Raw genomic sequence first — 24,210 nt, forward strand, 5'->3', positions numbered from 1 at the left:
CATCATATTCCAATGTATATAACCATCAATACATGAGGCCTTCTGTCAATCAATGACGGAGGGCCTTCTGCTGTAATTGCCACGTTTTCACTTCCAGTAATGTGCTCCCTGCATCATTTTCAGCAGGTTTACGATCCATTCCGGAAGAGCATAAGGGAGTGTAATATCGAATTCATCCCGGTATTCGGGAAAGGGGATAAACCTATATCAAATTATTTTGTTATTATCTCATTATTCGGGATAACTGCATTGATGATATTGAAAAATGAGATATGATAATGATTATTCTTTGAAGTCGAGGTGAGCTTATGAAAATTATTGCTTTTCGTCATTTTGCATTCGATGATCCATCCGTGATCGTGTCATGGTCCGAACATGCCGGGCACGAATTGCTTTTGCATGATCCTGCTCAAGGCATTCCGCAAGAGTGGCTCCAAACGATGGACCTTCTTGTGGTGCTGGGTGGGCCGATGAGCGTTTACCAAGAGAATGAACACCCGTGGCTCATCCAGGAAAAGGCGTTTGTAAAACGTGCCATCGACATGGGAAAAAAGGTGCTGGGCATTTGCTTGGGAGCTCAAATGATATCGGAAATTCTGGGGGGAACGGTAACCTCCAATGGGGACAAGAAGGAGATCGGCTGGCACCGGATGCAAAGAACGAAGGAACGTCATCCGTGGCTCACGCACGTACCCGAACAATTCATGTCATTTGCTTGGCATGGAGATACTTTTACGCTGCCTGAAGGGGCTCGGCATCTGATGTATTCCGAAGCTTGCGAGCGGCAAGCGTTTGCGTACGGGAATCATGTTCTTGGTTTACAGTTTCACCTGGAATCCACGCCAAGCTGCATTGAGCAAATGTTGTCCGACTGGACTCATGAACTTACGGATTTGCCATTCATTCAGCGTGAATCGGAGATTCGAGATGGCATGGTACATAGCGAGAATTCCAAGATGCTGTTATGGGGAATTTTGGACAAGATCGCATTAAACAACTCGTTGAAGACAAATTCTGGTTAAGGCTCATTCGCTTACAAGCCAAGCTTTGGCGACCTCCGGATCATCAAAATATTTAATCGGGAACGAAATGGGATGGGGAATTTTCTTCATCTCTTGGCGCAAACGCAGCTTGTCCCAGAACGTGAAGCCTACAATCGCGAGTTTTTTCGTGTAGTTTTGGAGATGACCGATATTCTCCGCAAATTTGATCAAGACAGAAGTCGTCAGCTTCGTTTCGTAAAAATCAACCCATATATTGAGCTGGCGGTTTCGGCTTGTAATAAAATCTTCTTCTGCTTTCATTAACATAAATAACGCATCCGCATTAGTGTGAAAACTTCCATACTTGAGGCAGTGCAATTCCCCTCCTTTGTAATAATAAGGAAATAACGAGCCACCGGGCGACTTTATGCTTCTCACTATGCATTCCTCCTTAAAATCATCAGCTATATAAACCGCAAAGCATCCACACGTTAAACGGAGGGGCAGAACCAATCCGGGGAATAACAGCGACGGAGGATGGTGCTTCACTCGCAGTGCCTTGTGTGAGTGATTAGTGCGGTTTATATAGCCATTTTTTTGGTTAAGGGGCTATATTGAACGATTACAGATGCCTTTGAATCTTGACATCACATTCGGACGTTGTCGCTGTGACGTACTCCATGTAATTTACGGAACCATTAAAATTCAAATAAGCCTCGTAACGCATACGAATGGCAGGTAAAGTGATCAAATCCAGCACATGTTCCTTAGGAACCCACCTGCAATCGCTGGTTTCATCCGAAGCGGCTAATTCCCCGCCCACAGCTTTGCACACGAAATCAAACATGACCTTCGTAGGTACGTCAGTCACGCCATCATACCACTTATGTATTGCTGTATTCGACACAACACTTATCATGTGGCTAACCGTAGCATCGATGCCGCTTTCCTCTTTAATTTCACGAATGACGCCATCGATCAGATTTTCTCCAACTTCAGTGATCCCGCCAGGATACACCCAACCATCGTCATGTGCTTTAACCAAAAGAATATTGCCATGCCCATCTTCTACGATTCCGCCTGCCGATACAATATGTGTTGGAAACGCCATTTAACGACCTCCTCATAATATATAGATGTATATTTATTCCATGTAAATGTGGATATTTCCTGCTTGCGTCATTTTTTATACTTGAAGATACATACGGCGATAAAACGAACCTGTCTTTTGCTCTTGTTGCTTTGATTCTTCTTGACATTTTGGTCATGCTTGAATCGGAGTGTCGGTGCATATATTTAGTGGGATGGGTTCCTCAGTTCTGAAAATAGGGCGAAGGCCCTTGAGTTCACAGTACCCCTCTTGTTATCAAATGCATTGACAACATGTATATACAGGTGTAAAATCGGTCTTGCTTGTATATACAGGATTATTCAAGTAGCATCGGAGGGGGTTCACTGTGAACAAGCGGAATTTAAACGATTGGTGGAGAACATCTACCGTTTACCAAGTCTATCCAAAGAGCTTTAACGATACGTCAGGTTCGGGATTGGGGGACATCCGGGGTTTAACGAATAAACTCGATTACCTCAAACAGTTGGGCATTGACATCGTATGGCTTCAGCCGGTTTATGTCAGTCCCCAAAATGATAACGGTTACGACGTAGCCGACTATTACCGCATCGCTCCTGAATTCGGCACTATGGCCGACTTTGACGAGCTGGTCCGGGAATTGAAACACCGCGACATGCATCTCATGATCGATATCGTGGTAAACCATTCCTCGACCGAGCATGAGTGGTTCAAGGCTTCGCGTTCATCCAAGGACAATCCGTACCGGGATTACTACATTTGGCGAGACCCGGCACCGGATGGCGGCGTACCAAACAACTGGCAATCCAAATTCGGTGGTCCGGCATGGCAGTATGACGAAGCGACAGGTCAATATTTCCTCACCTTGTTCGATAAAACGCAGGCCGACCTGAATTGGGAGAATGAAAAGGTCAGAGAGGAAGTCGTGAAATTGCTGACGTTCTGGGCGGAAAAAGGCGTCAGTGGATTCCGAATGGACGTGATCAACCTCATTTCCAAAAATCAGGACTTCCCGAATGATGACGGATCAGTTGCGCCGGGTGACGGACGCATCCATTATACGGACGGCCCGCGCGTTCATGAATATCTGAAGGAATTGCACGAAAAGGTTTTCGCACCATATAACCTCGTCACGGTAGGAGAGATGTCGTCAACGACGCTTGAACATTGTATCCGCTATTCCAATCCGGCGGAAAACGAGTTCTCGATGACGTTTAATTTTCACCACCTGAAAGTGGATTACCCGAACAACAATAAATGGGAGCTCATGCCCTACGATTTCGAACAGCTCAAAAGCCTGTTGTCCGAATGGCAGACCGGCATGCAGCAAGGCGGGGGATGGAATGCGCTATTCTTTAACAACCATGACCAGCCAAGAGCGATATCCCGTTTTTTGAATGACGATGTTTATTTGGCCGAGAGTGCAAAACTGCTGGCAACGACGCTTCACGGTTTGCAAGGCACGCCGTACGTTTACCAGGGCGAGGAGATTGGCATGCCCAACCCGAAATGGAACGATATGAGCGAGTTTCGGGATATCGAATCAACGAACATGTACCGGATCTTGCTGGAACGCGGCAAAACGGCGGAAGAGGCCTTTGCCATCATCAAAGAACGCTCAAGGGACAATTCCCGCACGCCGATGTTATGGGAGAACAGCCCGCACGCCGGATTTACCACGGGAACGCCGTGGATCAAGGTGGATGAACGTTATCCCGAATGGAATGTGGAGCAGCAGCTTTCCGATCCGGATTCCGTGTTCCATCATTACCGCAAATTGATATCGTTCCGCAAAACGATTCGTGTGTTCACCGATGGCACGTACGAACGTTTGGATCAGGCTCATCCCCAAATTTACGGCTACAGTCGCAGCAACGGGGACGAAACATTGATTGTCATCTCCAATTTCAGCGGAGAAGCGGCAGCGTTTGAATTGCCGGATGCGTCGTGGCAGCACCTGGAAGGGAAGACATTTGAGCTGTTGGTCGGAAACACGGGGGAAGAAATGGAACTCCGGAAACAGCTGGAACTTGGTCCGTACGCATCTTACATGTGGATCGTTCGCTAACGATTGGGGAGTATGAGAAATGAGGAGGAGTGAGGTATATGTCAGTGGATCGTAAAAACGTGGAAAAGATCATTGAAGCGATTGGCGGTTCTGCGAATATTGAAGCGGCCACGCACTGCGTGACCCGCCTGCGGTTTGCGCTGCGTGACGAGAGCAAGGTCGATGAGGCGTCATTGGAGAAGAATGATTTGGTCAAGGGTCATTTCTCCACGCAAGGCCAATTTCAAGTCATTATCGGACCAGGTCTGGTCGACAAAGTATATGAAGAAATGATTCAACTCACCGGGGTTGAGCGTGTATCCAAGGACGACGTGAAAAACATCGCCGGCAAAAAACAAAATCCGATTCAGCGTGCGATCAAAACGCTGGCGGATATCTTTATCCCGATCTTGCCGGCGATCGTTACCGCCGGTCTGCTGCTCGGGATCAACAACATTCTGACAGGTCCCGGCATCTTTTTTGAAGGGCAATCCTTAATTCAGGTTTATCCGCAATGGAAGGACTTTGCATCGATCATCAATACCATTGCCAGCACGGCGTTTACGTTTTTGCCTGCATTGATCGGATGGTCAGCCGTCGTACGGTTCGGGGGCAGTCCGCTGCTCGGTATCGTACTCGGATTGATCCTTGTTCATCCCGATCTGTTAAGCGCTTACGGGTATGCCGAAGCCAAGACGAACAATGCCGTTCCGGTGTGGAACCTGTTCGGCTGGGAAGTCAACAAACTCGGATATCAGGGTCAGGTGCTTCCGGTCCTTGTATCCGCTTATATTCTCGCCAAGATTGAAACGTTCCTGAACAAAAGGGTAGCCGACTCCATCAAACTGCTGGTTGTCGCGCCTGTTACCCTGCTGATCACCGGATTCCTCGCATTTACGCTGATCGGGCCGATTACGTTTGCGCTCGGTAATGCGATCACATCCGGATTGGTGTATGTATTTGATACCGTACCTGCACTGGGCGGATTGATTTACGGCGGATTGTATGCGCTTCTCGTTATCACGGGTATGCATCATACGTTCCTCGCCGTTGACGTTCAACTCATCGGATCTCAAGGCGGAACATTCCTTTGGCCGATGCTGGCTCTCTCAAACATCGCGCAAGGCGCGGCCGCGCTTGCCATGATGTTTGTGTTCAAACAGCAGAAAAGCAAAGGTTTGGCCGTCACGTCTTCGGTCTCGGCATTTCTGGGCGTCACGGAGCCGGCGATGTTCGGGGTGAACTTGCGCCACAAGTTTCCGTTTGTGTTCGGTATGATCGGTTCGGCATTGGCAGGTGTGCTGCTGACCATGAATCATGTCCTCGCATCCTCGATCGGAGTAGGCGGGATTCCAGGATTCCTGTCCATCTTCCCGAACCAATGGGGCGTATTTTTCATCGGCATGGCCATCGTACTGGTGGTTCCATTCGTTGCTACCGTGGTTTACGGCAAATGGAAAGGCAATGCGGCGTTGGCAGACGGCGATCCAGCGGATGTTCGTGACAGCCGTGCTTCCGGAGTACAACAGGCTTCTGCCGAAGTAGCCGTAGGCGAAGCCGGGAGCACCGTCGTATCTGCGGACAGAACGAAGCCAACTCTATCGGTATTGGAGATTCAGGCTCCCATCAAAGGAAATGCAGTCGCGCTTGATAACGTGCCTGATCCGGCTTTCGCCAGCGGAGCGATGGGGCAAGGGATTGCCATCGAACCGGAAGAAGGAAAAGTTTTTGCCCCATTCGACGGAACGGTGTCTCATGTTATCAAGAGCAAGCATGCAATCATTCTGGAGCATGAGAGCGGCGTTCAAATCCTGATCCATGTCGGCATCAACACCGTTGCCCTTAAAGGAAGCGGATATACGCCGCATGTACAGACCGGGGATCGCGTCAAAGCAGGCCAGCTTCTGTTGGAATTCGACCGTGAACTGATCGCCGATGCAGGATACTCATTGGTTACGCCGATTATTTTGCCGGATGGGCAGGATCGGGTCGATGTGGTCGAAGAGACGAAGCTGGGTCCGGTGCAGCATCAAGGTGACGTTATTTTGCGAGTGCATTTGAAGGCATAACGTTTCCTGCACAGCGTGTTCATGATATGACGAATCCGTATTCAGAGCGGCTTTTATGGATTTATGCCGATTCCGTGTTAGAATGAGTATGGTGATTACGTTGAACAAAAATATTTATTTGCAAATTTACAATGATTATTCCGAAAAAATCCAGAATGGCCGCCTGGCACCGGGGTCCAAATTGCCTTCGGAAAACGATTTTACGGCCGAGTATGGCACTTCCAGGGAAACGGTGCGAAAGGCCTTGAACCTGCTTGCACAGAATGGATACATCCATAAAGTAAGGGGAAAAGGTTCTTTCGTGCTGGACATGGGACGCATGGACTTCCCGATTACCGGACTCATTTCATTCAAAGAAATGTCGGAGAAGTTGGGCAGGAATACGCGAACCCATGTGGAAGAAGTCGCTCGGATCTCTGCCAATGCCGCGGTGGCCAGACATCTGCAAGTTCCCGCGAACGAGCCGGTCTGGAAAGTGATTCGGGCAAGGGAAATCGAAGGCGAACGGATTATTTTGGATAAAGATTACTTTCTTACGTCCGTTGTCGAGCAGTTGACGGAGGACATTGCCGCTCGTTCGATCTATGCTTATCTCGAAGGAGAGCTCCAATTAAAAATCAGTTACGCCAAAAAGGAAATCTCCGTCGAAGAGGTCACGGCCGAAGATCGAAGGCTGCTGGATCTGGGCGATTACCGACACATCGTCGTCGTCCGCAACTATGTATATCTTGAAGACACGATGCTGTTTCAGTTTACGGAATCGCGGCATCGGCTGGACAAATTCCAATTCGTCGATTTTGCGCGACGGGTGCATGTGGAGGATCCTTCTAAGGATTTGTTCTAACGTCGGTGCATACTGGCGTTGACATGCACCCCTTACCATGATTTACAATGAAATTGCAACAGATGGTTCCTGATGTTAATGAGCAGCCATCCCAGTTGCAATTTTTTTGCATACTTTATAAACATTCTTTATAAAGTGCGTACGAACCGTGAATTCGCGTGTTCCGCTTGTTTAGACGAAACGAAGGAGATGGACGTATTGCTGGAAGAAGAGCGGATTTTTAACGGCATTTTATTCAGTCCCGCGGACTCGGAACTGAGAGCAGTAAAGCGGCGTGCCCACAATCTGAGCAGTGAATACAGCCGCACATTCGAGGATCAAACCGAGGAACGCGAAGCATTGCTGGCGCAGCTGCTTGGCGGCAAAGGGAAGCATTGCTTCATGCAAGGCCCGATTTTCTTTCACTATGGCGTGCACACCAAGATCGGCGACCATTTCTTTGCCAACTACAATTTGACCGTACAGGACGACGCCAAAGTGACCATCGGCAACCATGTCAGTTTTGGGCCGAATGTCACGATCGTTACGCCCGTTCATCCGCTTATTGCCGCTGAGCGCAGGCAAATGATTCATCATGATGGAGAACCCAAGTCTTTATGTTACGCCAAACCCGTCACGATCGGAAATGACGTATGGCTTGCAGCCAACGTCACAGTATGTGGCGGCGTGACGATCGGGGACGGTGCCGTCATCGGCGCAGGGAGCGTCGTGACCCAAGACATACCGGCAAACACAATAGCTGCAGGCGTGCCTTGCCGAGTGATTCGCCCCATTACGGAGGCGGACAGCATGCGCCATAAACCGGAGATATTGGCCGATTGTCGTGTCATCGAATAATTTAGGAAGCACGGACTTGTCTGATGGAAAAGGCGAGAACGTGCTTTTTTTTATTGGAAAGAGAGTAAGGGTGAAAACGTAGTTATACTTATGTAAACTAGATTACGAACGGCTGATGCTTTATACAACCCATACATCGGAGGAGTTTATCCGTCAGGAATGTACGACCAGACTACTTCTGCTGAATCTATGGATCCCGAACGATAAGCCCATGAGGAAAAATGGCTGTTCTATGACCGCTATGCCCCTGCTTGGGCGATGAAATGTACGCAAATTCCCCAATTGTACCTACCCCGGAGACTTCAAATTACACTATTCTTTTCTCGTAAGGAAAGCGCTACCATTTATCGACTGAATTTCATTTACAGAGGAGGTAGGAATGAATTTGAAACGAATGGGGAACAGGTTGGCGACGGGGCTGTTGGTGCTAATCATGACGGCAGTGCAATTCGGCTTTATTGGAACGACTCGCAACGTGGCTGAGGCGGCGGATGACAGTTTGGCCGAGAAACCGTACATGGGCTGGAGCAGTTACAGCATGCAAGTGTATGAGCCCTCCGGTCAGTGGACATCCGCAGAGAGCATCAAGAAGCAATCCGATGCCATGCGTGAGAAACTGCAAGCCCACGGCTATGAATACATCAACATCGATGCAGGCTGGAATGGAGACATGGATGAATACGGGAGGCCCATTCCGAGCGAAAAGCTGTATCCGAACGGGTTTCAGGAAGTGATCGATTACGTGCACAACAATGGACAGAAGATCGGAATCTATCTGATCCCTGGATTGTCCATCGACGCATATAACCAGAATCTCGAAATTTACGGAACGGATGGCGCCTGCCGCATGCAGGATATCGTGTACCAACCATTAACCGTAATGGATTATTGGAATTCTTATACGTACAAGATCGACTTTTCGAATCCGTGTTCCCAGAAATACGTGGATTCCATTGCGGATATGTTAGGTGAATGGGGAATCAACTTCGTCAAGTTCGACAGCGTAACTCCGGGATCGGGGATAAACAACCTGAGCCGGGATGCGCGCGGGGACGTAGAAGCGTGGTCGAAGGCGCTGGCGCGGCATGACATCTGGTTCGAGCTTTCCTGGGCGTTGGACCATAATTACGTAGACTTTTGGAAAAAGCACGCCAATGGATGGCGCATCGATTGGGACGTCGAGGCATACGACAGCAGCGTAGGGCTGACGCAATGGGCGAATATCGCCCGCTTGTTCCCGATCGCGGCATTGTGGTGGCGGGATGCGGGGCCCGGAGGATGGAACGACTTCGATTCCTTGAATGTCGGCAATGGTTCAATGGATGGACTCACGAAGGACGAGCGCAAAACGGCCATGACGTTCTGGGCGATTTCCTCTGCGCCATTGTATACGGGAAATGATTTGACCAGACTGGACAGCTATGGCTTGGAGCTGTTGACGAATGACGAGGTCATTGCCGTTAATCAGGCGGGCCGCCCGGCTCATCCCGTATCAATGGATACCAAGCAGCAGGTATGGTACGCCAACAACGGGGATGGAACATACAGCGTAGCCTTGTTTAACCTGGCTAACCGGAGCGCCGAGGTCAACGTCAAATGGAGCGATATCGGGTTGGAAGGTCCCGCTTCGGTTCGCGATCTGTGGAGCCATTCGGAGCTGGGCACCTTCAACGAGGGCTTCAGCGGAGGTTTGTTGGAACCCCATGCTTCGCGAATGCTGAAAGTGACGGCGCTAAGCGGCACGTCGACGGTGAACAACGATGACACAGGCATGCGGTATCACGGCGAATGGAAGCGCAACGGGGGCAAAGAACAATCCGAAGGCACGCAGGACCTGTCCCTTACAATTCGAGACTCTGCAACCGCTGGTTCGGAATCCGCGATTGCAGATTTGCCTGAAGGTGCAAATGCGACGAACGATGAACCCGCCGCCGTATTGGAAGACAACGCTGCCGTAACCGATGTGGTTTACGTTAACGATGACAGCAGTGACATTCAATACACGGGAACATGGAGCCACAATTCGGGGCGTGGTTTGGGCGACCATAACGATGATGTGCATTTTACGGAAAAGAACGGCGATTATTTCGAATACACGTTTACGGGTACGGGGATTGAGCTGCTGACGGAAAAGCATGGGGAACAAGGGGACATGATCATCACGCTTGATGGCGGAGAGCCAGAGAAGGTGAGTGCATATACCGACGGAGACCGGGAAGTACAGCAGATCCTGTACAGCAAACGGGATTTGCCTAATGGCACACATACTCTAAAGGCTGTGAAAGATTCCGGGCAGTACATGCTCCTGGATGCACTTACAGTAACCAAGGAAGTGCCGACAGGCGAGCAGGACAGTACGATTCAACCGACCGTCACCAACTTCGACAAAGCGGTGGAACAGCAGAAGGATATCTCGATTACGCTGAACTTGAACGGCAATACCTTCGTAGGTGTCGAACGAGACGGCGTTCTTCTGGGCGAGAATGATGTTGAGGTGGCTGAAAACACGCTGACCATCAAGAAAGCATATCTTGCGCAGCTTCCCGTGGGCACAACGACGCTGAGCGTCACTTTTAGCAGCGGCAGCCCACAGGTCCTGACGGTGAAGGTCAGCGATACGACAGGCGTGCGCTTCGTGACGATCAACAACGATGACCCGGCCATCAAATATAACGGGAACTGGAACCGCAGCACGGGTAGAGGGTTTGGCGACTACAAGGACGATGTGCACTATGCCGAGCAGAACGGCGAATATTTTGAATACGAGTTCAGAGGAACGGGCATTCAATTGTTCACGGAAGTCGACCCGTCACAGGGGGACATGGATATCTACGTGGACGGCGAGTTTAAGGAAACGGTCAGCGCGTACCGCACCGATCGACTGGCACAACAGAACCTCTACAGCATCTCGGGTCTGACGAACGGATTGCACACGCTGAAGGCAGTGAAGAAATCGGGACGCTTCATGCTGCTTGACATGCTTAAGGTGGAGATTCCGAATAGCATCCAACCGGTAAGCGCCGTGTTTGACAAGGCGGAAGCCGCTCAGGCAGACATCGAAGTGAGGCTGCTGCAGGAGCCGGCAAGTTTCAGCAAAATCAAAAACGGGTCCAGTGAGTTGGTGAAAGGAACCGACTATGAAGTTTCAGGCGATCTGATCACCTTGAAAAAATCATATCTTGCCGCTCAGCCGCTCGGTACGTTAAACCTCACCTTTGTCTTTAGCGGCGACTACCTCAATGATGTGCACTATTCGGCAGAGAACGGCGATTATTTTGAATATGTCTTCAAAGGCACCGGCATTCGCATGATTACGCCGACCGGTCCGGAACAGGGAGAGGTCGACATTTACGTTGACGGACAATGGGTTCAAACGGTAGACGCATACAGCGCAGGCCGTAAAAACATGCAGGAGATATTCAGCGTATCCGGATTAACAGCAGGGGCGCATAAACTCAAGGCCGTCAAGAAATCCGGGGAACTGATGTTCACGGATCAGTTGAAATTCACGATTGCGTCTGGCAACGAGGGGCCTACGAACCCAACAAACCCGACAAACCCGACAAACCCAACCAATCCGACAAACCCATCGGATCCATCGGTACCATCCGGCCCAAGCGGACCGTCAACGGCTGCACCTACTCCGGGAACAGGCACCCATGAGGAAACCGCAGGCAGCACGGATCAGGAGCTTCTTCGTCATCGGGCTTATATCCATGGCTATGCCGACGGATGGTTCAGACCGAATCGCCAGATTACCCGTGCGGAAATGGCGAGCATTTTGGCCAAGGTTTACGATCAAGAAGCAGCAGAAACCAATGCTGCATTCAGCGACGTACCTTCCGACCATTGGGGAGCGGAGGCGATTGCCAAGGTTGCCCAAACGGGACTGATGAAAGGATACAAGGACGGTACGTTCAAGCCGGATCAACCATTAACCCGCGCAGAAATGGCCATCCTTGCTGTTGCTGCAGCCGCGTCGAAATCACCGGTGTCAGGAAGCGGATTTACCGATATCCGCGGCCACTGGGCAGAAGAGGCGATCCTCGCGGCGCAAGGCGCAGGCATGTTGAATGGCTACAAAGATGGAACATTCCGTCCCAAAGCGCTGTTGACGCGAGCCGAAGCCGTTGCTGTGATCAATCGTGCGCTGGGCAGAGGGCCGTTATCCGGCATTTCGCAGCCAAGCTGGGGCGATGTTCCGGCTTCGCATTGGGCTTTCGGAGATATTGAGGAGGCATCGACCGATCATGCGGCGAAGCCAGGTGCAACAGGTGGAGAACAATGGGTGGATGAAACGCAGCAAAAATAGAAAGCGAAATAAACCGCAAAACAAACACACACGTTAACGGAGAGGCAGAAGCAATTTGGAGAAGCGAAGCGTTCGCCTTTATCACCGGATTTTCCCCTTAGAAAAGGGGGATCAAAAAATCTGGGGATAACAGCGATCGGAAGATGGTACTGTACTTGCAGTGCCCTAGTGTGATGATTAGTGCGATTTATAGAGATTGTCTTTGGGGACCACGCGGTGGTCCCTTTTTTCTGAATAAAGGAAGTGGGCGCAGGTCAATTCATATGTCGCAGGAGATGCAGTCACATAGGGGTGAACATCAGGAAAAAAACATTGGATGAAACGCGAAAGTGGTATAATCTGTGTTTATGATAACGCTACCAACATCTCTGCAAGGGGAGGGTCTACCCATTAGAAATTCCAGCGTGTTTCGGAAGTTTTTAATTTCCTACGTGATCATTTTGGTGATTCCCAGCATCGGCGGATATATGTCCTATTTGACCTCCATATCCGTTACCCGGTCGATCTCCATCGAAAACGGGGTTACCCAGCTCCAGAAGGGCCAAGACATTTTGGAGCGCCGCATGGCTGAGGTGGAGGCGTTCACCAGACAGCTTGCGGTCAATCGGGAATTGAACGTGCTCATGAACGAACGGGACAACGAAACCAATGTGTACGGCATTTGGAGAACGATGGAGAACGTGCTTTCGTTTGGCCGCAGCAGCGATTTTTTGCAAAATTATTATATTTACCTCGCGAACTACAATCTGATTCTGACGCCGGGTTCGTCATACAGGCCGAATCATTATTATGCCGATTTCCATTATAACGACCTGTCATTGGAGGAATGGACAAAGGAAATATTGGATACCCACCACCGCAGCGAAATCAAGCCGCTCAGCCCGTTTATGACGAGAGGTCAGCAAACGTCGGTCATCACGTACATGCAGTCGCTGCCGTTGGACAGCTTTAACGATTCATCGCCGGCGGTCGCCGTCGTTTTGATTGACGAAAAGCTGATTACGGGCCTGCTGTCCGGAATGACGGAGCGCTACGGCGGTTGGGTTCGGATCAGCGATTCGCAGGGAAAAACCATTGCGCTAAAGGGAAGCGAAGAAGCGGAGATGGCCAACATGTCCCTTGATCCGAAGTTCGACCCGAGCAAGGCCAGCCAGTTTTATGGGGACGATCTGGTCATTACCACGCAATCCAAAACCAACGGGTGGGTGTATCAAGCGGGAATCCCGCGCGACCTGCTGCTCGAGAATGCCAACAAAATCAAGAAAACGAGCATGCTCATCACCGGCGGCACGCTGCTTATCGGACTTGTGGTGGGGTTAGTGCTGGCTTACCGCCACAGCGTACCCATCAACCGGCTGCTGAGCGTCATGAAAGAACAATTCGGGAAGGATGAGCGCTCGTCCAGGAACGAGTTCGACTTTCTGAGCGGGAATATCGCCGACATGATTACGAAAAACAAGCAGCTCGAATCCGAGCTGAACCGCCAGCTTCCGCTGGTGAGGGATGCATTCCTGAAAAGGATGTTCTCCGGCGAATTCAAATCCAGGGAGGAGATTCACTCCGCTTCGGAGCAAGCGGGAGTTCGTTTGCGGCAAAGTACGGGGTATGCAGGCATCGTCCAGATTAAAGGCTATGGCAGCATGGACAATGTCGAGGTCCTGAATGAGCTGAACGCATCCCGTCTGCTGCTGAAACAGGCGATGGCGGATCTTGGCGCAGATCCCTTGATGACGGATTGGGATTCGGACAAAGTCGCCATCCTGTTTTTCTCTGCCGAGGAGGATGAAGAATCAGAACGTGCCGTGAACGAGATCACGCATACGATGGAGAATCTGGCGGAATACCTCTTTAATGAATATCGAATAACCATCCAGTCGGGCTTTGGTCAGCTTTTTGCCTCCTTGACCGAAGTGAGCCTTTCTTTCGAGCAAGCCCATCAAGCGCTGGAATATGCCATCCACACGAACCGAAAGGGCATGGTTTGGAACAACGAAGCCCATATCGAACATACGACCTATTATTATCCGCTGGATTCCGAGCAGCGCCTGGTCACGACGATTCGGGCCGGAGAGCTGGAAGCAGCCGAGCGGATCGTTGAGGGCATCATCGCGCAAAACATGCAGCAGCGGGAGCTGTCCATCGAAATGAAGCATCAGCTGATCGGTGAGATGAAGGGAACATTCATCAAACTGCTGGATCAGAAAGTATTCACCGAATACGACGCTGCCGAGGATATTAAACGGCTTGTTATCGATATCTCGCTTTCAGAGCCGCTGGAAAGCATCAAAACCACCTTGTTTGCAATCATGAAAGAGCTGTGCGGATTCATTGCCAACAAAAAGAAAGACGTCCACGGCCAAATCGTCAAGCAAATCAAAGCATACACGGCCGAAATGTATTCGGATACCGAACTTACACTGTACAGAGTTGCCGAACATGTCGAACGTCCGGAGAAGTATATTTCGCAATTGTTCAAGGAATATACAGGCATCAATTTCTCCGATTATTTGATCAAGGTGCGCATGGATCAAGCGATGGTTCTGTTAAATGAGAGCAAATACACGGTGGACGAAATTGCGTCCAGAGTCGGATACAACAGCTCGCACTCTTTCAGGCGTGCCTTTAAAAGACTGAATGGCATATCCCCAAGCGTGTACAGACAATCGGGTGGCGGTTAAACGCTGCGGGTTCTTGAACCGGCTTTGGCATGTATGGGACAGATCGGCCTTTTTAGGGGCAGATGTACCGGTGCAAACGGAAAAATGGCCGTTCTGGCGCTGTTTTGTGCCCCTGATCACAGGATAACTGTACGCCGAACGGCGCAATTGTACCTGTTTATGGGATGGCCGTTTCCTCTATGATCAATTTGTGGAAAGCGCTATCATTTTCCTGTTCCACAGACTGTCGTTAGGGGGGGTTGTTCTGAAGGAAGAAGTCACCGTAAATCGCAGGTCATTGCCGCAGAGAGCAGAAACGAGCTTTTGGATCGATGCCCGCAAAAAAATGAAGAAACACTGGCAATTGCATCTGCTGGTTATTCCGCCCTTGCTGTTTTTTCTCATATTCAAGTATTACCCGATGATCAATACGGTCCTTGCCTTCAAGGATTATAACGTCATCAAAGGAATATGGGGAAGTCCGTGGGTTGGATTCCAACATTTCCGACTCTTTTTCGAAAATCCGTTATTCTGGACACTGGTCAAGAACACGATCTTGCTCAGCGGGTATTTGCTGCTGGCCGGATTTCCGATCCCCATCCTATTGGCACTGATGATCAATGAAGTGAGGGGGACGAAGTTCAAAAAATTCGTGCAGCTCGTCTCGTTCGCGCCCTATTTCATTTCAACGGTGGTGATGGTTTCGATCATCATGCTGTTTCTGGCCCCACGGCTCGGATTTGCCAACATTGCCCTTCATTTCTTCGGGCTTGAATCGGTCAATTTCCTTGGCGAACCCGGCATGTTTCGTTCGATCTACGTGTGGTCCGACATTTGGCAGACTGCGGGTTATAGTGCCGTCATTTATTTGGCTGCGCTCGCTGGCATCGATCCGACGCTCTACGAAGCGGCCAAAGTCGACGGTGCCTCGCGGTTTCAAAAAATCCGCCACGTCGACCTGCCGGGAATTGTGCCGACCATCGTGATCATTCTGATCCTCAATGTAGGCAATGTCATGGCCATCGGCTTCGAGAAGGTGTACCTGCTGCAAAATCCGCTCAATCTTGCTAACTCGGAAATCATTGCAACCTATGTTTACCGGATCGGCCTGCTGAACGCCAACTATAGCTTTGCGACGGCAGTCGGTCTGTTCAACTCGCTGATCAATCTCGTTTTGCTGCTGACCGTGAACGGTTTGGCCAAAAAAGCGACCAACCACAGCATCTGGTAGGAAAGGAGGTTTCCCATGGCAGTACCCGTGCAGAAACGGATTCGAGAATCCGCCGCCGACAGGACATTCCTGATTGCGATTTACATCGTGCTCAGTCTTGTCGCGTTGGCCGTCATCTATCCGCTCATTTTCATTATCAGCAGTTCGTTCAGCAGCCCGGCAGCCGTCACGTCCGGTCGTGTATGGTTATGGCCGGTCGACGTTTCGCTAAGTGGATATAAAGCCTTGTTCCACACGCCCGAAATTTTGACGGGCTATGGGAATTCGATCTTTTATACCGCAGCAGGAACCATCATCAGCGTGGTGCTGACCATCATGATCGCCTACCCGTTATCGCGGAGAAGCTTCTTTGGCCGAAATGCTTTGATGATGGTCATTACCTTTACGATGATCTTCAGCGGCGGTTTGATTCCGACGTACATGGTCGTCAAGCAGCTCCATCTGATCGATACCCGCTGGGCGCTTCTGATCCCGAATGCGATCTGGGTCTGGCAGGTCATCATCGCCCGTTCGTTCTTCAAATCCTCCATTCCCGAGGAGCTGCTGGAAGCGAGCGAAATGGACGGCTGCAGCGACATGCGCTTCATATGGAGCATCGTGCTTCCTTTATCCAAACCGATCATTGCGGTTCTGGTCCTCATGTATGCGGTAGGGCAATGGAATGCGTATTTCGATGCTCTGATTTATCTGAAATCGGCGGATTTGTTCCCATTGCAGCTGATTCTGCGCAGCATCATCATTCAGAACAACAGCGCAGGGGCGATGGATGCAGCGAAAATGGTGGAGCGGCAGCAGCTGGCCGAACTGCTGAAATATGCTTTGATCGTAGTTGCCACGCTGCCCGTGCTGGTTATTTATCCGTTCGTGCAGCGCCATTTCGTACAGGGAATGCTGGTCGGTTCCGTTAAGGGATAATTCCGGCGGCCAAAAACTAAAGGGAGTGATCGGATTTGAAAAAAGGCCTCATCATGATGCTTATGCTGTTGATGCTGTTCACGCTTGCGCTGAGTGGATGTTCAAGCGATAATGCTTCCGCACCGGAGTCCGGGGGATCGTCAACGGGGAATGGTCCGGTGAATATTAGCGTATTTTCCGTGCAGGAATCCGGAATCGACATTCCGACCAACCAATTCACGAAATTCGTGGAAGACAAATTCAACATCAAATTCAACTGGCAGATCAATCCGTCTGACGGAGCCAAGGAAAAACGGCAAATCTCGCTGGCGAGCGGCGACTACCCCGATGCTTATCTGCTGACGCATTACATCGACCAATTTTCACAAGCAGACCTTCTGAAATACGGCAAACAAGGGGTTTTGGTGCCTCTGAACGATCTGATCGACAAGTATGCACCCAATATCAAAGCCGCAATGGAAAGCAACGAAAACCTGAGAACGTTGAACACCGCGCCGGATGGCAATATTTATGGTCTGGTTGCCTATACCGAGTGTTTCCACTGCTCGTATTCAAGCAAGATGTGGATCAATACCGAGTGGTTGAAGAAGCTGAACCTGGAGATGCCCAAGACGACGGAAGAATTCAAAAACGTATTGAAAGCATTCAAAACGCAGGACCCGAACGGCAACGGCAAAGCGGATGAAGTGCCGCTCAGCGGTTCGATCGAGGAATTCGGCGTACGCGTCGTTCCGTTTCTCATGAACGCCTTTGTATACGACGATGACCGGAATTACCTGCAAATGTCCGGAGGCAAGGTGCAATCCGCGGCGATCACGCCCGAGTGGAAAGAAGGATTGACGTACATCAAGTCTTTGTTCGATGAAGGATTGATCGATCCGGGTGCCTTTACGCAGAATGCCGAAGCGTTCAAAAAAATCGGGGAAAACGCGGATGCCGAAATTTTGGGCGCAGGCGCGGGCATGCATCCGGCGATCTTCGTGAACATCGATCCGGGCAACACGCGATCGGCTCATTACAATGCTGTGCCACCGATTACAGGTCCTCATGGCGTGTCCTATGCGACGCATGACGGAGGAGGCGTGCAGCCTGGAGCCAAATTCGTCATCACGAACAAAGCCAGCGAAGAAGCGCAGATCGCCTTGATCAAAATGGTGGACTATATGTTCACTCCCGAAGGCCAGACGAACGGGGCTAGCGGCTTGAAAGGGATCGACTGGACCGATCCCGGAGAGGGAGACGTCGCACTTGGCAAGGATTCCAAGGCGGTCGTCAAACTGATCCCGATGGCCGAGGGAGAGGCACCGCGGAATGCAGGCTGGAGCGGCATGGCTCACTTCTACATGCCGAAAGAATATCGCGACACGTTTGTGCAAGGAACCGATATTTACGCATCCGACGGTTACGAACGCAGACTTTACGATGCAACGCTGCTGTATGAAGGACATGAACCGAAAGAGCTGTTCCCGATCTGGTCGGTCTGGATCGATCCGGCTGAGATCGATGAGGCCAGCTTGCTGCAAACCAACATCAAAAATTACATCGAACAAAATACGCTCCAGTTCATTACGGGCAACAAGGATCTGGACAAAGACTGGGACGCATACGTCAAAGGATTGCAGGATCTGAAGCTGGACCGTTATCTCGAGATTTTGCAAAAGGCGTATGAGGCTTCCAAGTAATTTGGGATAAAGCCGGTACACTTGGGTGCTGCCGCAAAAAGGGCACCTGAGTGTGCTTTGTCTATGAACAGGAGGCCGTTTGTTCGGTTCGGCACATTCATAGCACTGGACGAGGGGCTTACGAAGCGATTTCTCTGATGGGAGGACGAAATGGACGATTTCAAATTATGGTACTCTACCCCTGCGGTTACGTGGGCTCAAGGTCTGCCGTTGGGCAATGGAAGAATCGGTGCGGTGGTTATGGCCGATGTGCATCGCGAGGTGTGGAGCATGAGCGAGCTTACGTACTGGTCCGGCCAAGCGGACGAGGACCCCGCGTTTGCTTCAACGGGAGGCAGAGCAGCGCTGGATGAGATGAGGCATCATTTTTTCTCCGGCAATATCGATGAAGGCGATCGTTTGGCCAAGCAGCATCTGCAGCCGCCAAAGCGGAATTACGGCACAAATCTTGGATTGTGCGAAGTGGTGATCGAATTCAGCGATACCGACGTGGACAGCTATGAATATGCAAGCTTCAGGCGGGAACTCGATCTAGGCGAAGCGATAGCAAAGGCAGAGTGGGTGAGTAAGGGCACTACGTTGTATCGCGAGGTTTTTGCCACACATGCGGATGACCTTGTCGCCTCAAGAGTGTGGAGCAACGTCTCGGGAAACGTATCGTTTACCCTTTGGCTGGAAGGAAGTACGGAGTCGTTTCAGGCGATCGCCATTGATGACAGTACGCTGGGTTTCAACGGACAGGCAACAGAAACCGTGCATAGCGACGGGACTTGCGGCGTATGGGCCGAAGGCTGCGTAAAGGTAGTTGTTTCAGGCGGCACGGTGAGTGAGCAAAATGGGCGAATGACGGTGATGGGTGCAGATGAGGCAATCATCTATTTTACGGTCAGCACAGACTACCGCCGTATAGGTTACGATTGGAAAAAGGAGAGCCGTTTCACGCTGGATCAGGCGCTGAGGAAAGGATATGCGCGTTTGCGACAGGACCATATCGACGATTACGCCGAGCCATTCGGCAAGGTGCGCATTCAGCTGGACGGCCCGGTGCATGCCGACCTGCCTACCGACCTACGCATCCGGTCACTGGCGCAGGACGGGGATGACGACCCGCAGCTGTTTGCATTGTTCCTGCAATACGGCCGTTATTTGACCATTGCGGGCTCACGCAGTGATTCCCCGCTGCCGATGCATCTCCAAGGGGCTTGGAATGACGGCGAGGCATGCCGCATGGGTTGGAGCTGCGATTATCATCTGGATATCAATACCCAGATGAATTATTACCCGACGGAGATCGCGAATCTGGGGGAAAGCCTCCTTCCTTTGTTCAATTATATCGAAGACTTGGCGGAGGCAGGCCGATCGACGGCTCGACAATTATACGGCAGCGACGGCTGGGTGGCCCATGTTTTCTCCAATGTGTGGGGCTTCACGCTTCCCGGCTGGGAAACGTCATGGGGGCTGAATGTTACGGGGGGATTGTGGCTCGCATCCCACTTGATCGAGCACTATGAGTACCATCAGGATCGCGAATTTCTGGAAAGCACGGCCTATCCGGTGCTAAAGGAAGCGGCCGTTTTTTTCCTGGATTATATGACAGTCCATCCGAAATATGGCTGGCTGGTAACAGGCCCGTCGAACTCCCCGGAAAATCATTTCTATGCCGATAATGCCGGATGTACCGTTCACCAGTTGTCCATGGGTCCAACGATGGATCAAATGCTGGTGCGCGAGTTATTCGAGTTTTGCCTGACAGCGGCGAAGCTGCTGAATCGGGATGAAGGGCTTAGAACCAGGCTGGAGGAAGCCACCGCCATCTTGCCGCCGCTGCAAATCGGCCGGAAAGGTCAGCTTCAGGAGTGGTTGGAGGATTATGAAGAAGCACAGCCGGAGCATCGGCATTTGTCGCACATGGTTGCCTTGTATCCGCGGAACCGAATCACGCCTGAGCGGACACCGGAGCTGAGCAAGGCAGCGCGTGTGACGCTGGAGAACCGGATGTCCCAGGAAGAATTGGAGGATGTCGAATTTACGGCCGCCTTGTTCGGTCTGTGCTTTGCCAGGCTGCATGACGGTGAGACGGCATACAGACATATCCGCCATTTAATAAGCGGACTTTGCTTTGATAACCTGCTAACCTATTCGAAGTCGGGGATCGCGGGGGCGGAGAGCAACATATTTGTCATTGACGGGAATATGGGAGGTACCGCTGCCATTGCGGAAATGCTGCTGCAGGGCGATCAAGGAGAGATCCGTTTGTTGCCTGCGCTGCCGCAAGCATGGAGCACGGGAACCGTATCCGGTCTTCGGGTCAAAGGCAATGCCGAGGTGGATATGACTTGGGAGAGCGGCAAGCTAGCGTCGGCAACCATTCGCACATTATCGACAGGAACGTTTACCGTGTGTACGCAAGGGTTTAAAACGACGTTTCAGGCTGAAGCGGGTGGAAGAACTCATTTCAACGATAGACTGGAACGGGTCGAATAACGATATGAGCCTGCAACCCGTCATGCGTTTTGATTCATGGTTGGAATGATGTTCACGATCAGAAGGAATACAACCGTTCTTTAAGCCGTTCATAAGCCGCCTTGGAGCGGCTTTTTCTGTTGTTTCTTGCTTAGATTAACTTGAGTAAACTGCCTGCCCAACCATCAACACCTGTAAATCAAGCACTCAACATGAAAGGATCCAACATTGACGCTCCTTCCTTGGAAGCGTTTTAATTATAGTAGTTACGCAAGAGGATCAAGGGGAGGTCATCATATGATGCTGAAAGTGAAAACGCTTCGATGCGAACATTTCAACAATCCGATTGGGCTGGGGTGCCCGAAGCCGCGGTTAAGCTGGCACATCGAATCCGACAGCATGCATGTCACGCAGAAACGGGTCCAACTGCAGGTCGCTTTGAATGCGGCATTCGATTCGCTGATCTGGAACCATTTCGCTTACTCGGAGCAATCCGTTCTTGTTCCATACGAAGGGCCGCCGTTGGAATCGGGCCAACGATATTATTATCGGGTCAAAGTATGGGCCCAAGGGGCAGGGGATGCGGAGCCGCAAGAGTCCGCGTGGAGCGAGCCGGCATTTTGGGAAATGGGGCTGCTGCATGAACAGGATTGGAAAGCGCAATGGATCACTGTCCAGAAGCGAAGCATCCACGAAGGCTTTCAGGCGCGGGCACCATTTGCGACCACCAAAACTTTCTCGGTAGAGGGCAAGGTTAGCAAAGCCGTTATTTATGCGACCTGTCTCGGATTGTATGAATTACAGTTGAATGGGCAAAGAGTAGGCGAGGCCTACTTCACCCCGGGATGGACGGATTATAACGATCGCATACAGGTACAGACCTATGACGTCACCGATCTTATTGGCCAGCAGCATAATTCCATTACAGCAACGGTGGGTGAAGGCTGGTACAGCGGTTATCTAGGATGGCAAAAGCGCAAGGACACGTATGGGGATACCAATGCCTTGCTGCTGCAAATGAAAATTAGCTATGAAGACGGCCGCACCGAGCTGATCTGCTCCGATGCCACTTGGGAAGAAACGGGCTCCGCCATTCTGATGTCGGACATCTATAACGGCGAAATTTATGATGCAAGGCTTGCGTTGCCGAAAGACGGAAATCCAACCGTGAACGAACGCAAAATGATGAAAGTCATGCCGTTTCCTTTGAGCCATCTGGTTGCCCAGGAGAACGAACCCGTGCGGATCATGAATCGTCTCCGACCGGTTGAACTCATTCGAACGCCCAAAGGGGAGCTTGTGCTGAACTTGGGGCAAAACATGGTGGGATGGCTGGAATTCAAGGTCAAAGCGCCGAGGGGCACGATCTTGAATCTGGTTCACGGCGAGGTATTGGATCAGGAAGGAAACTTTTACCGGGATAATATTCGGGATGCGGCACAGCAGATTACGTACATCTGCAGCGGAAATGGCACGGAAACGTATCGGCCGCATTTTACGTTCCAGGGCTTTCAGTACGTGAAGCTTGAAGGTTTTCCGGACGGGATCACGATTGAAGATTTCACCGGCGTTGTACTGCATTCGGGCATGGAGCCGATCGGTACGTTCGAAACGTCCGATCCCAAGCTCAATCAGCTGCAGCATAACATCGTTTGGGGACAGAAGGGGAACTTTCTGGATGTGCCGACCGATTGCCCGCAGCGTGATGAACGGTTAGGCTGGACCGGTGATGCGCAGATTTTTGCGAGAACGGCCAGTTTCAATATGAATGCGGCTTCTTTTTTCCGCAAATGGCTGAAAGATTTGGCTTACAACCAGATGGAAGACGGGGCGGTTCCTTTTGTCGTTCCGGACGTACTTAAAGGGACGTTTGCAGATAACATGGGTAGAACGACAGCGGCTTGGGGAGATGCAGCCGTCATTTGCCCGTGGACGATCTATCAGTGTTATGGCGACAAGCAAATTTTGGCTCAGCAATACGAGAGCATGAAGGCTTGGGTCGACTACGTACGAGCACAAGGAAACGAAGAATGTCTATGGGATACCGGACTGCAGCTCGGAGACTGGCTGGCATTGGACAGCGAGGAAGGAAGTTATTTCGGGGCAACGGACGGAACGTTGGTCGCCACGGCCTACTTTGCGTATTCAACGCAGATCGTCGCGCAAACGGCCAAACTGCTCAACCGTTATACCGACTATAAAACCTACCAGTCTTTGCACGAAGGCATCAAAGCGGCATTTGCCGCCCGATACTTCAACGAGGCAGGCCAGCTCATCTCTAATACACAGACCGCTCAGGTCATCGCCCTGCACTTTGATTTGGTGCCAGAAGAGCATAAAAAGCAAGTCATCCAAGAACTCGTTCGGCTCATTGAACAGAAAAACATGCATCTGGATACCGGTTTTGTCGGCACTCCATATCTTTGCCTGGTTTTATCCGACAATGGCTATGCGGATGTAGCCTATACATTATTGTTCCAAAACGATTACCCTTCATGGCTCTATCAAGTTGAACGGGGAGCAACGACCATGTGGGAGCATTGGGACAGCATCAGAGAGGACGGATCGTTCTGGAGTACGGCGATGAATTCGTTTAACCACTATTCATATGGTTCGATCGGCGATTTCATGTATCGCAGCATTGCGGGAATCGATCTGATGGAGGCGGGTTACAAAAAATCGCGAATCGCCCCCAAACCCCCGGTTAATCTGACGTCGGCACGCGGCAAACTGGAAACGCCATATGGAGCCCTTGAGGTTCAATGGCAAATCGTGGAAGGGAAAATGCTGCTTGAAGTGAATATCCCGCACAATACAACAGCCGTAATTACGCTGCCAGGCGTAAAGGAACCGGATGTATTGCAGCGGACCATTGCCGCGCAGTATCCTTCGATTGCGAATCCGCCAGTTAACATTCCGCCGGAATTGGCCGGGAAAATGGGGATAGAGGGGAACGCGGAGGTGTTCTGCAACAATGGAGAGAACGGATTGACATTTACAGCAGGTTCAGGACAATATACGTTCCAGTATAAATACGAGCCAGCTCTTGTCCCCGTGCAAGCATCCAGAAGATAAATCGC

At 50.9% G+C, this 24,210-nt stretch carries 14 protein-coding genes; 12 read left to right on the plus strand and 2 right to left on the minus strand.

Going from position 1 to position 24,210, the window contains the following annotated elements:
• Positions 1-308 precede the first annotated feature (308 nt).
• Positions 309-1,022, plus strand: coding sequence for a type 1 glutamine amidotransferase (locus L6H98_RS07090; RefSeq protein ID WP_236413926.1), 714 nt, complete (start codon positions 309-311; stop codon positions 1,020-1,022).
• A 3-nt stretch (positions 1,023-1,025) separates the two neighbouring features.
• Here L6H98_RS07090 and L6H98_RS07095 read toward each other — a convergent pair whose 3' ends face one another.
• Together L6H98_RS07095 and L6H98_RS07100 are read right to left on the minus strand one after the other, a co-directional pair.
• Positions 1,026-1,421 (minus strand): hypothetical protein, encoded by a 396-nt coding sequence (locus L6H98_RS07095; RefSeq protein ID WP_236413927.1) that lies wholly within the window; start codon positions 1,419-1,421, stop codon positions 1,026-1,028.
• Between the two features lie 184 nt (positions 1,422-1,605).
• Entirely contained in the window at positions 1,606-2,094 is a 489-nt protein-coding gene (locus tag L6H98_RS07100; RefSeq protein WP_236413929.1) for an NUDIX domain-containing protein, read from the minus strand.
• Positions 2,095-2,440: 346 nt separating this feature from the next.
• On the opposite strand from L6H98_RS07100, the gene treC reads away from it, so the two are divergent.
• From treC to L6H98_RS07155, 11 genes are all read left to right on the plus strand, one after another.
• The gene (gene treC, locus L6H98_RS07105) at positions 2,441-4,141 is read left to right on the plus strand and encodes an alpha,alpha-phosphotrehalase (RefSeq protein ID WP_236413931.1); all 1,701 of its coding nucleotides are present in this window, start codon (positions 2,441-2,443) and stop codon (positions 4,139-4,141) included.
• Positions 4,142-4,179: 38 nt separating this feature from the next.
• Complete coding sequence (treP, locus tag L6H98_RS07110; protein ID WP_236413933.1) at positions 4,180-6,189, plus strand: PTS system trehalose-specific EIIBC component; 2,010 nt, start codon at positions 4,180-4,182, stop codon at positions 6,187-6,189.
• 100 nt (positions 6,190-6,289) lie between these two features.
• The gene (treR, locus tag L6H98_RS07115) at positions 6,290-7,033 is read left to right on the plus strand and encodes a trehalose operon repressor (protein WP_236413935.1); all 744 of its coding nucleotides are present in this window, start codon (positions 6,290-6,292) and stop codon (positions 7,031-7,033) included.
• Between the two features lie 189 nt (positions 7,034-7,222).
• Positions 7,223-7,870, plus strand: a complete 648-nt coding sequence (locus L6H98_RS07120; protein ID WP_236413937.1) for a sugar O-acetyltransferase — start codon at positions 7,223-7,225, stop codon at positions 7,868-7,870.
• Between the two features lie 379 nt (positions 7,871-8,249).
• Entirely contained in the window at positions 8,250-12,182 is a 3,933-nt protein-coding gene (locus L6H98_RS07125; protein ID WP_236413939.1) for a X2-like carbohydrate binding domain-containing protein, read from the plus strand.
• 431 nt (positions 12,183-12,613) lie between these two features.
• Complete coding sequence (locus tag L6H98_RS07130) at positions 12,614-14,860, plus strand: helix-turn-helix domain-containing protein (RefSeq protein WP_236413940.1); 2,247 nt, start codon at positions 12,614-12,616, stop codon at positions 14,858-14,860.
• Positions 14,861-15,185: 325 nt separating this feature from the next.
• Positions 15,186-16,070: an ABC transporter permease subunit gene (locus tag L6H98_RS07135; RefSeq protein ID WP_236414349.1), complete on the plus strand. Its 885-nt coding sequence runs from the start codon at positions 15,186-15,188 to the stop codon at positions 16,068-16,070.
• A 15-nt stretch (positions 16,071-16,085) separates the two neighbouring features.
• The gene (locus L6H98_RS07140; protein ID WP_236413941.1) at positions 16,086-16,985 is read left to right on the plus strand and encodes a carbohydrate ABC transporter permease; all 900 of its coding nucleotides are present in this window, start codon (positions 16,086-16,088) and stop codon (positions 16,983-16,985) included.
• A 35-nt stretch (positions 16,986-17,020) separates the two neighbouring features.
• Positions 17,021-18,667, plus strand: coding sequence for an extracellular solute-binding protein (locus tag L6H98_RS07145; RefSeq protein ID WP_236413942.1), 1,647 nt, complete (start codon positions 17,021-17,023; stop codon positions 18,665-18,667).
• 150 nt (positions 18,668-18,817) lie between these two features.
• Positions 18,818-21,151, plus strand: a complete 2,334-nt coding sequence (locus tag L6H98_RS07150; protein WP_236413943.1) for a glycoside hydrolase family 95 protein — start codon at positions 18,818-18,820, stop codon at positions 21,149-21,151.
• Between the two features lie 279 nt (positions 21,152-21,430).
• A complete protein-coding gene (locus L6H98_RS07155) occupies positions 21,431-24,205 on the plus strand; it encodes an alpha-L-rhamnosidase (RefSeq protein ID WP_236414350.1) in 2,775 nt (924 codons plus the stop codon).
• The last annotated feature ends 5 nt before the right edge of the window (positions 24,206-24,210 follow it).

It is taken from the genome of Paenibacillus sp. JJ-223, assembly GCF_927798175.1.
GTDB classification, from domain to species: Bacteria; Bacillota; Bacilli; order Paenibacillales; family Paenibacillaceae; genus Paenibacillus; species Paenibacillus hubeiensis.

Excerpts from the sequence above, each read along its gene's own strand:
- L6H98_RS07090 (WP_236413926.1), top strand. The coding sequence starts at position 309 with ATGAAAATTATTGCTTTTCGTCATTTTGCATTCGATGATCCATCCGTG.
- L6H98_RS07100 (WP_236413929.1), bottom strand. The coding sequence starts at position 2,094 with ATGGCGTTTCCAACACATATTGTATCGGCAGGCGGAATCGTAGAAGAT.
- treP (WP_236413933.1), top strand. The coding sequence starts at position 4,180 with ATGTCAGTGGATCGTAAAAACGTGGAAAAGATCATTGAAGCGATTGGC.
- L6H98_RS07120 (WP_236413937.1), top strand. The coding sequence starts at position 7,223 with ATGGACGTATTGCTGGAAGAAGAGCGGATTTTTAACGGCATTTTATTC.
- L6H98_RS07125 (WP_236413939.1), top strand. The coding sequence starts at position 8,250 with ATGAATTTGAAACGAATGGGGAACAGGTTGGCGACGGGGCTGTTGGTG.
- L6H98_RS07135 (WP_236414349.1), top strand. The coding sequence starts at position 15,186 with ATGAAGAAACACTGGCAATTGCATCTGCTGGTTATTCCGCCCTTGCTG.
- L6H98_RS07140 (WP_236413941.1), top strand. The coding sequence starts at position 16,086 with ATGGCAGTACCCGTGCAGAAACGGATTCGAGAATCCGCCGCCGACAGG.
- L6H98_RS07150 (WP_236413943.1), top strand. The coding sequence starts at position 18,818 with ATGGACGATTTCAAATTATGGTACTCTACCCCTGCGGTTACGTGGGCT.
- L6H98_RS07155 (WP_236414350.1), top strand. The coding sequence starts at position 21,431 with ATGCTGAAAGTGAAAACGCTTCGATGCGAACATTTCAACAATCCGATT.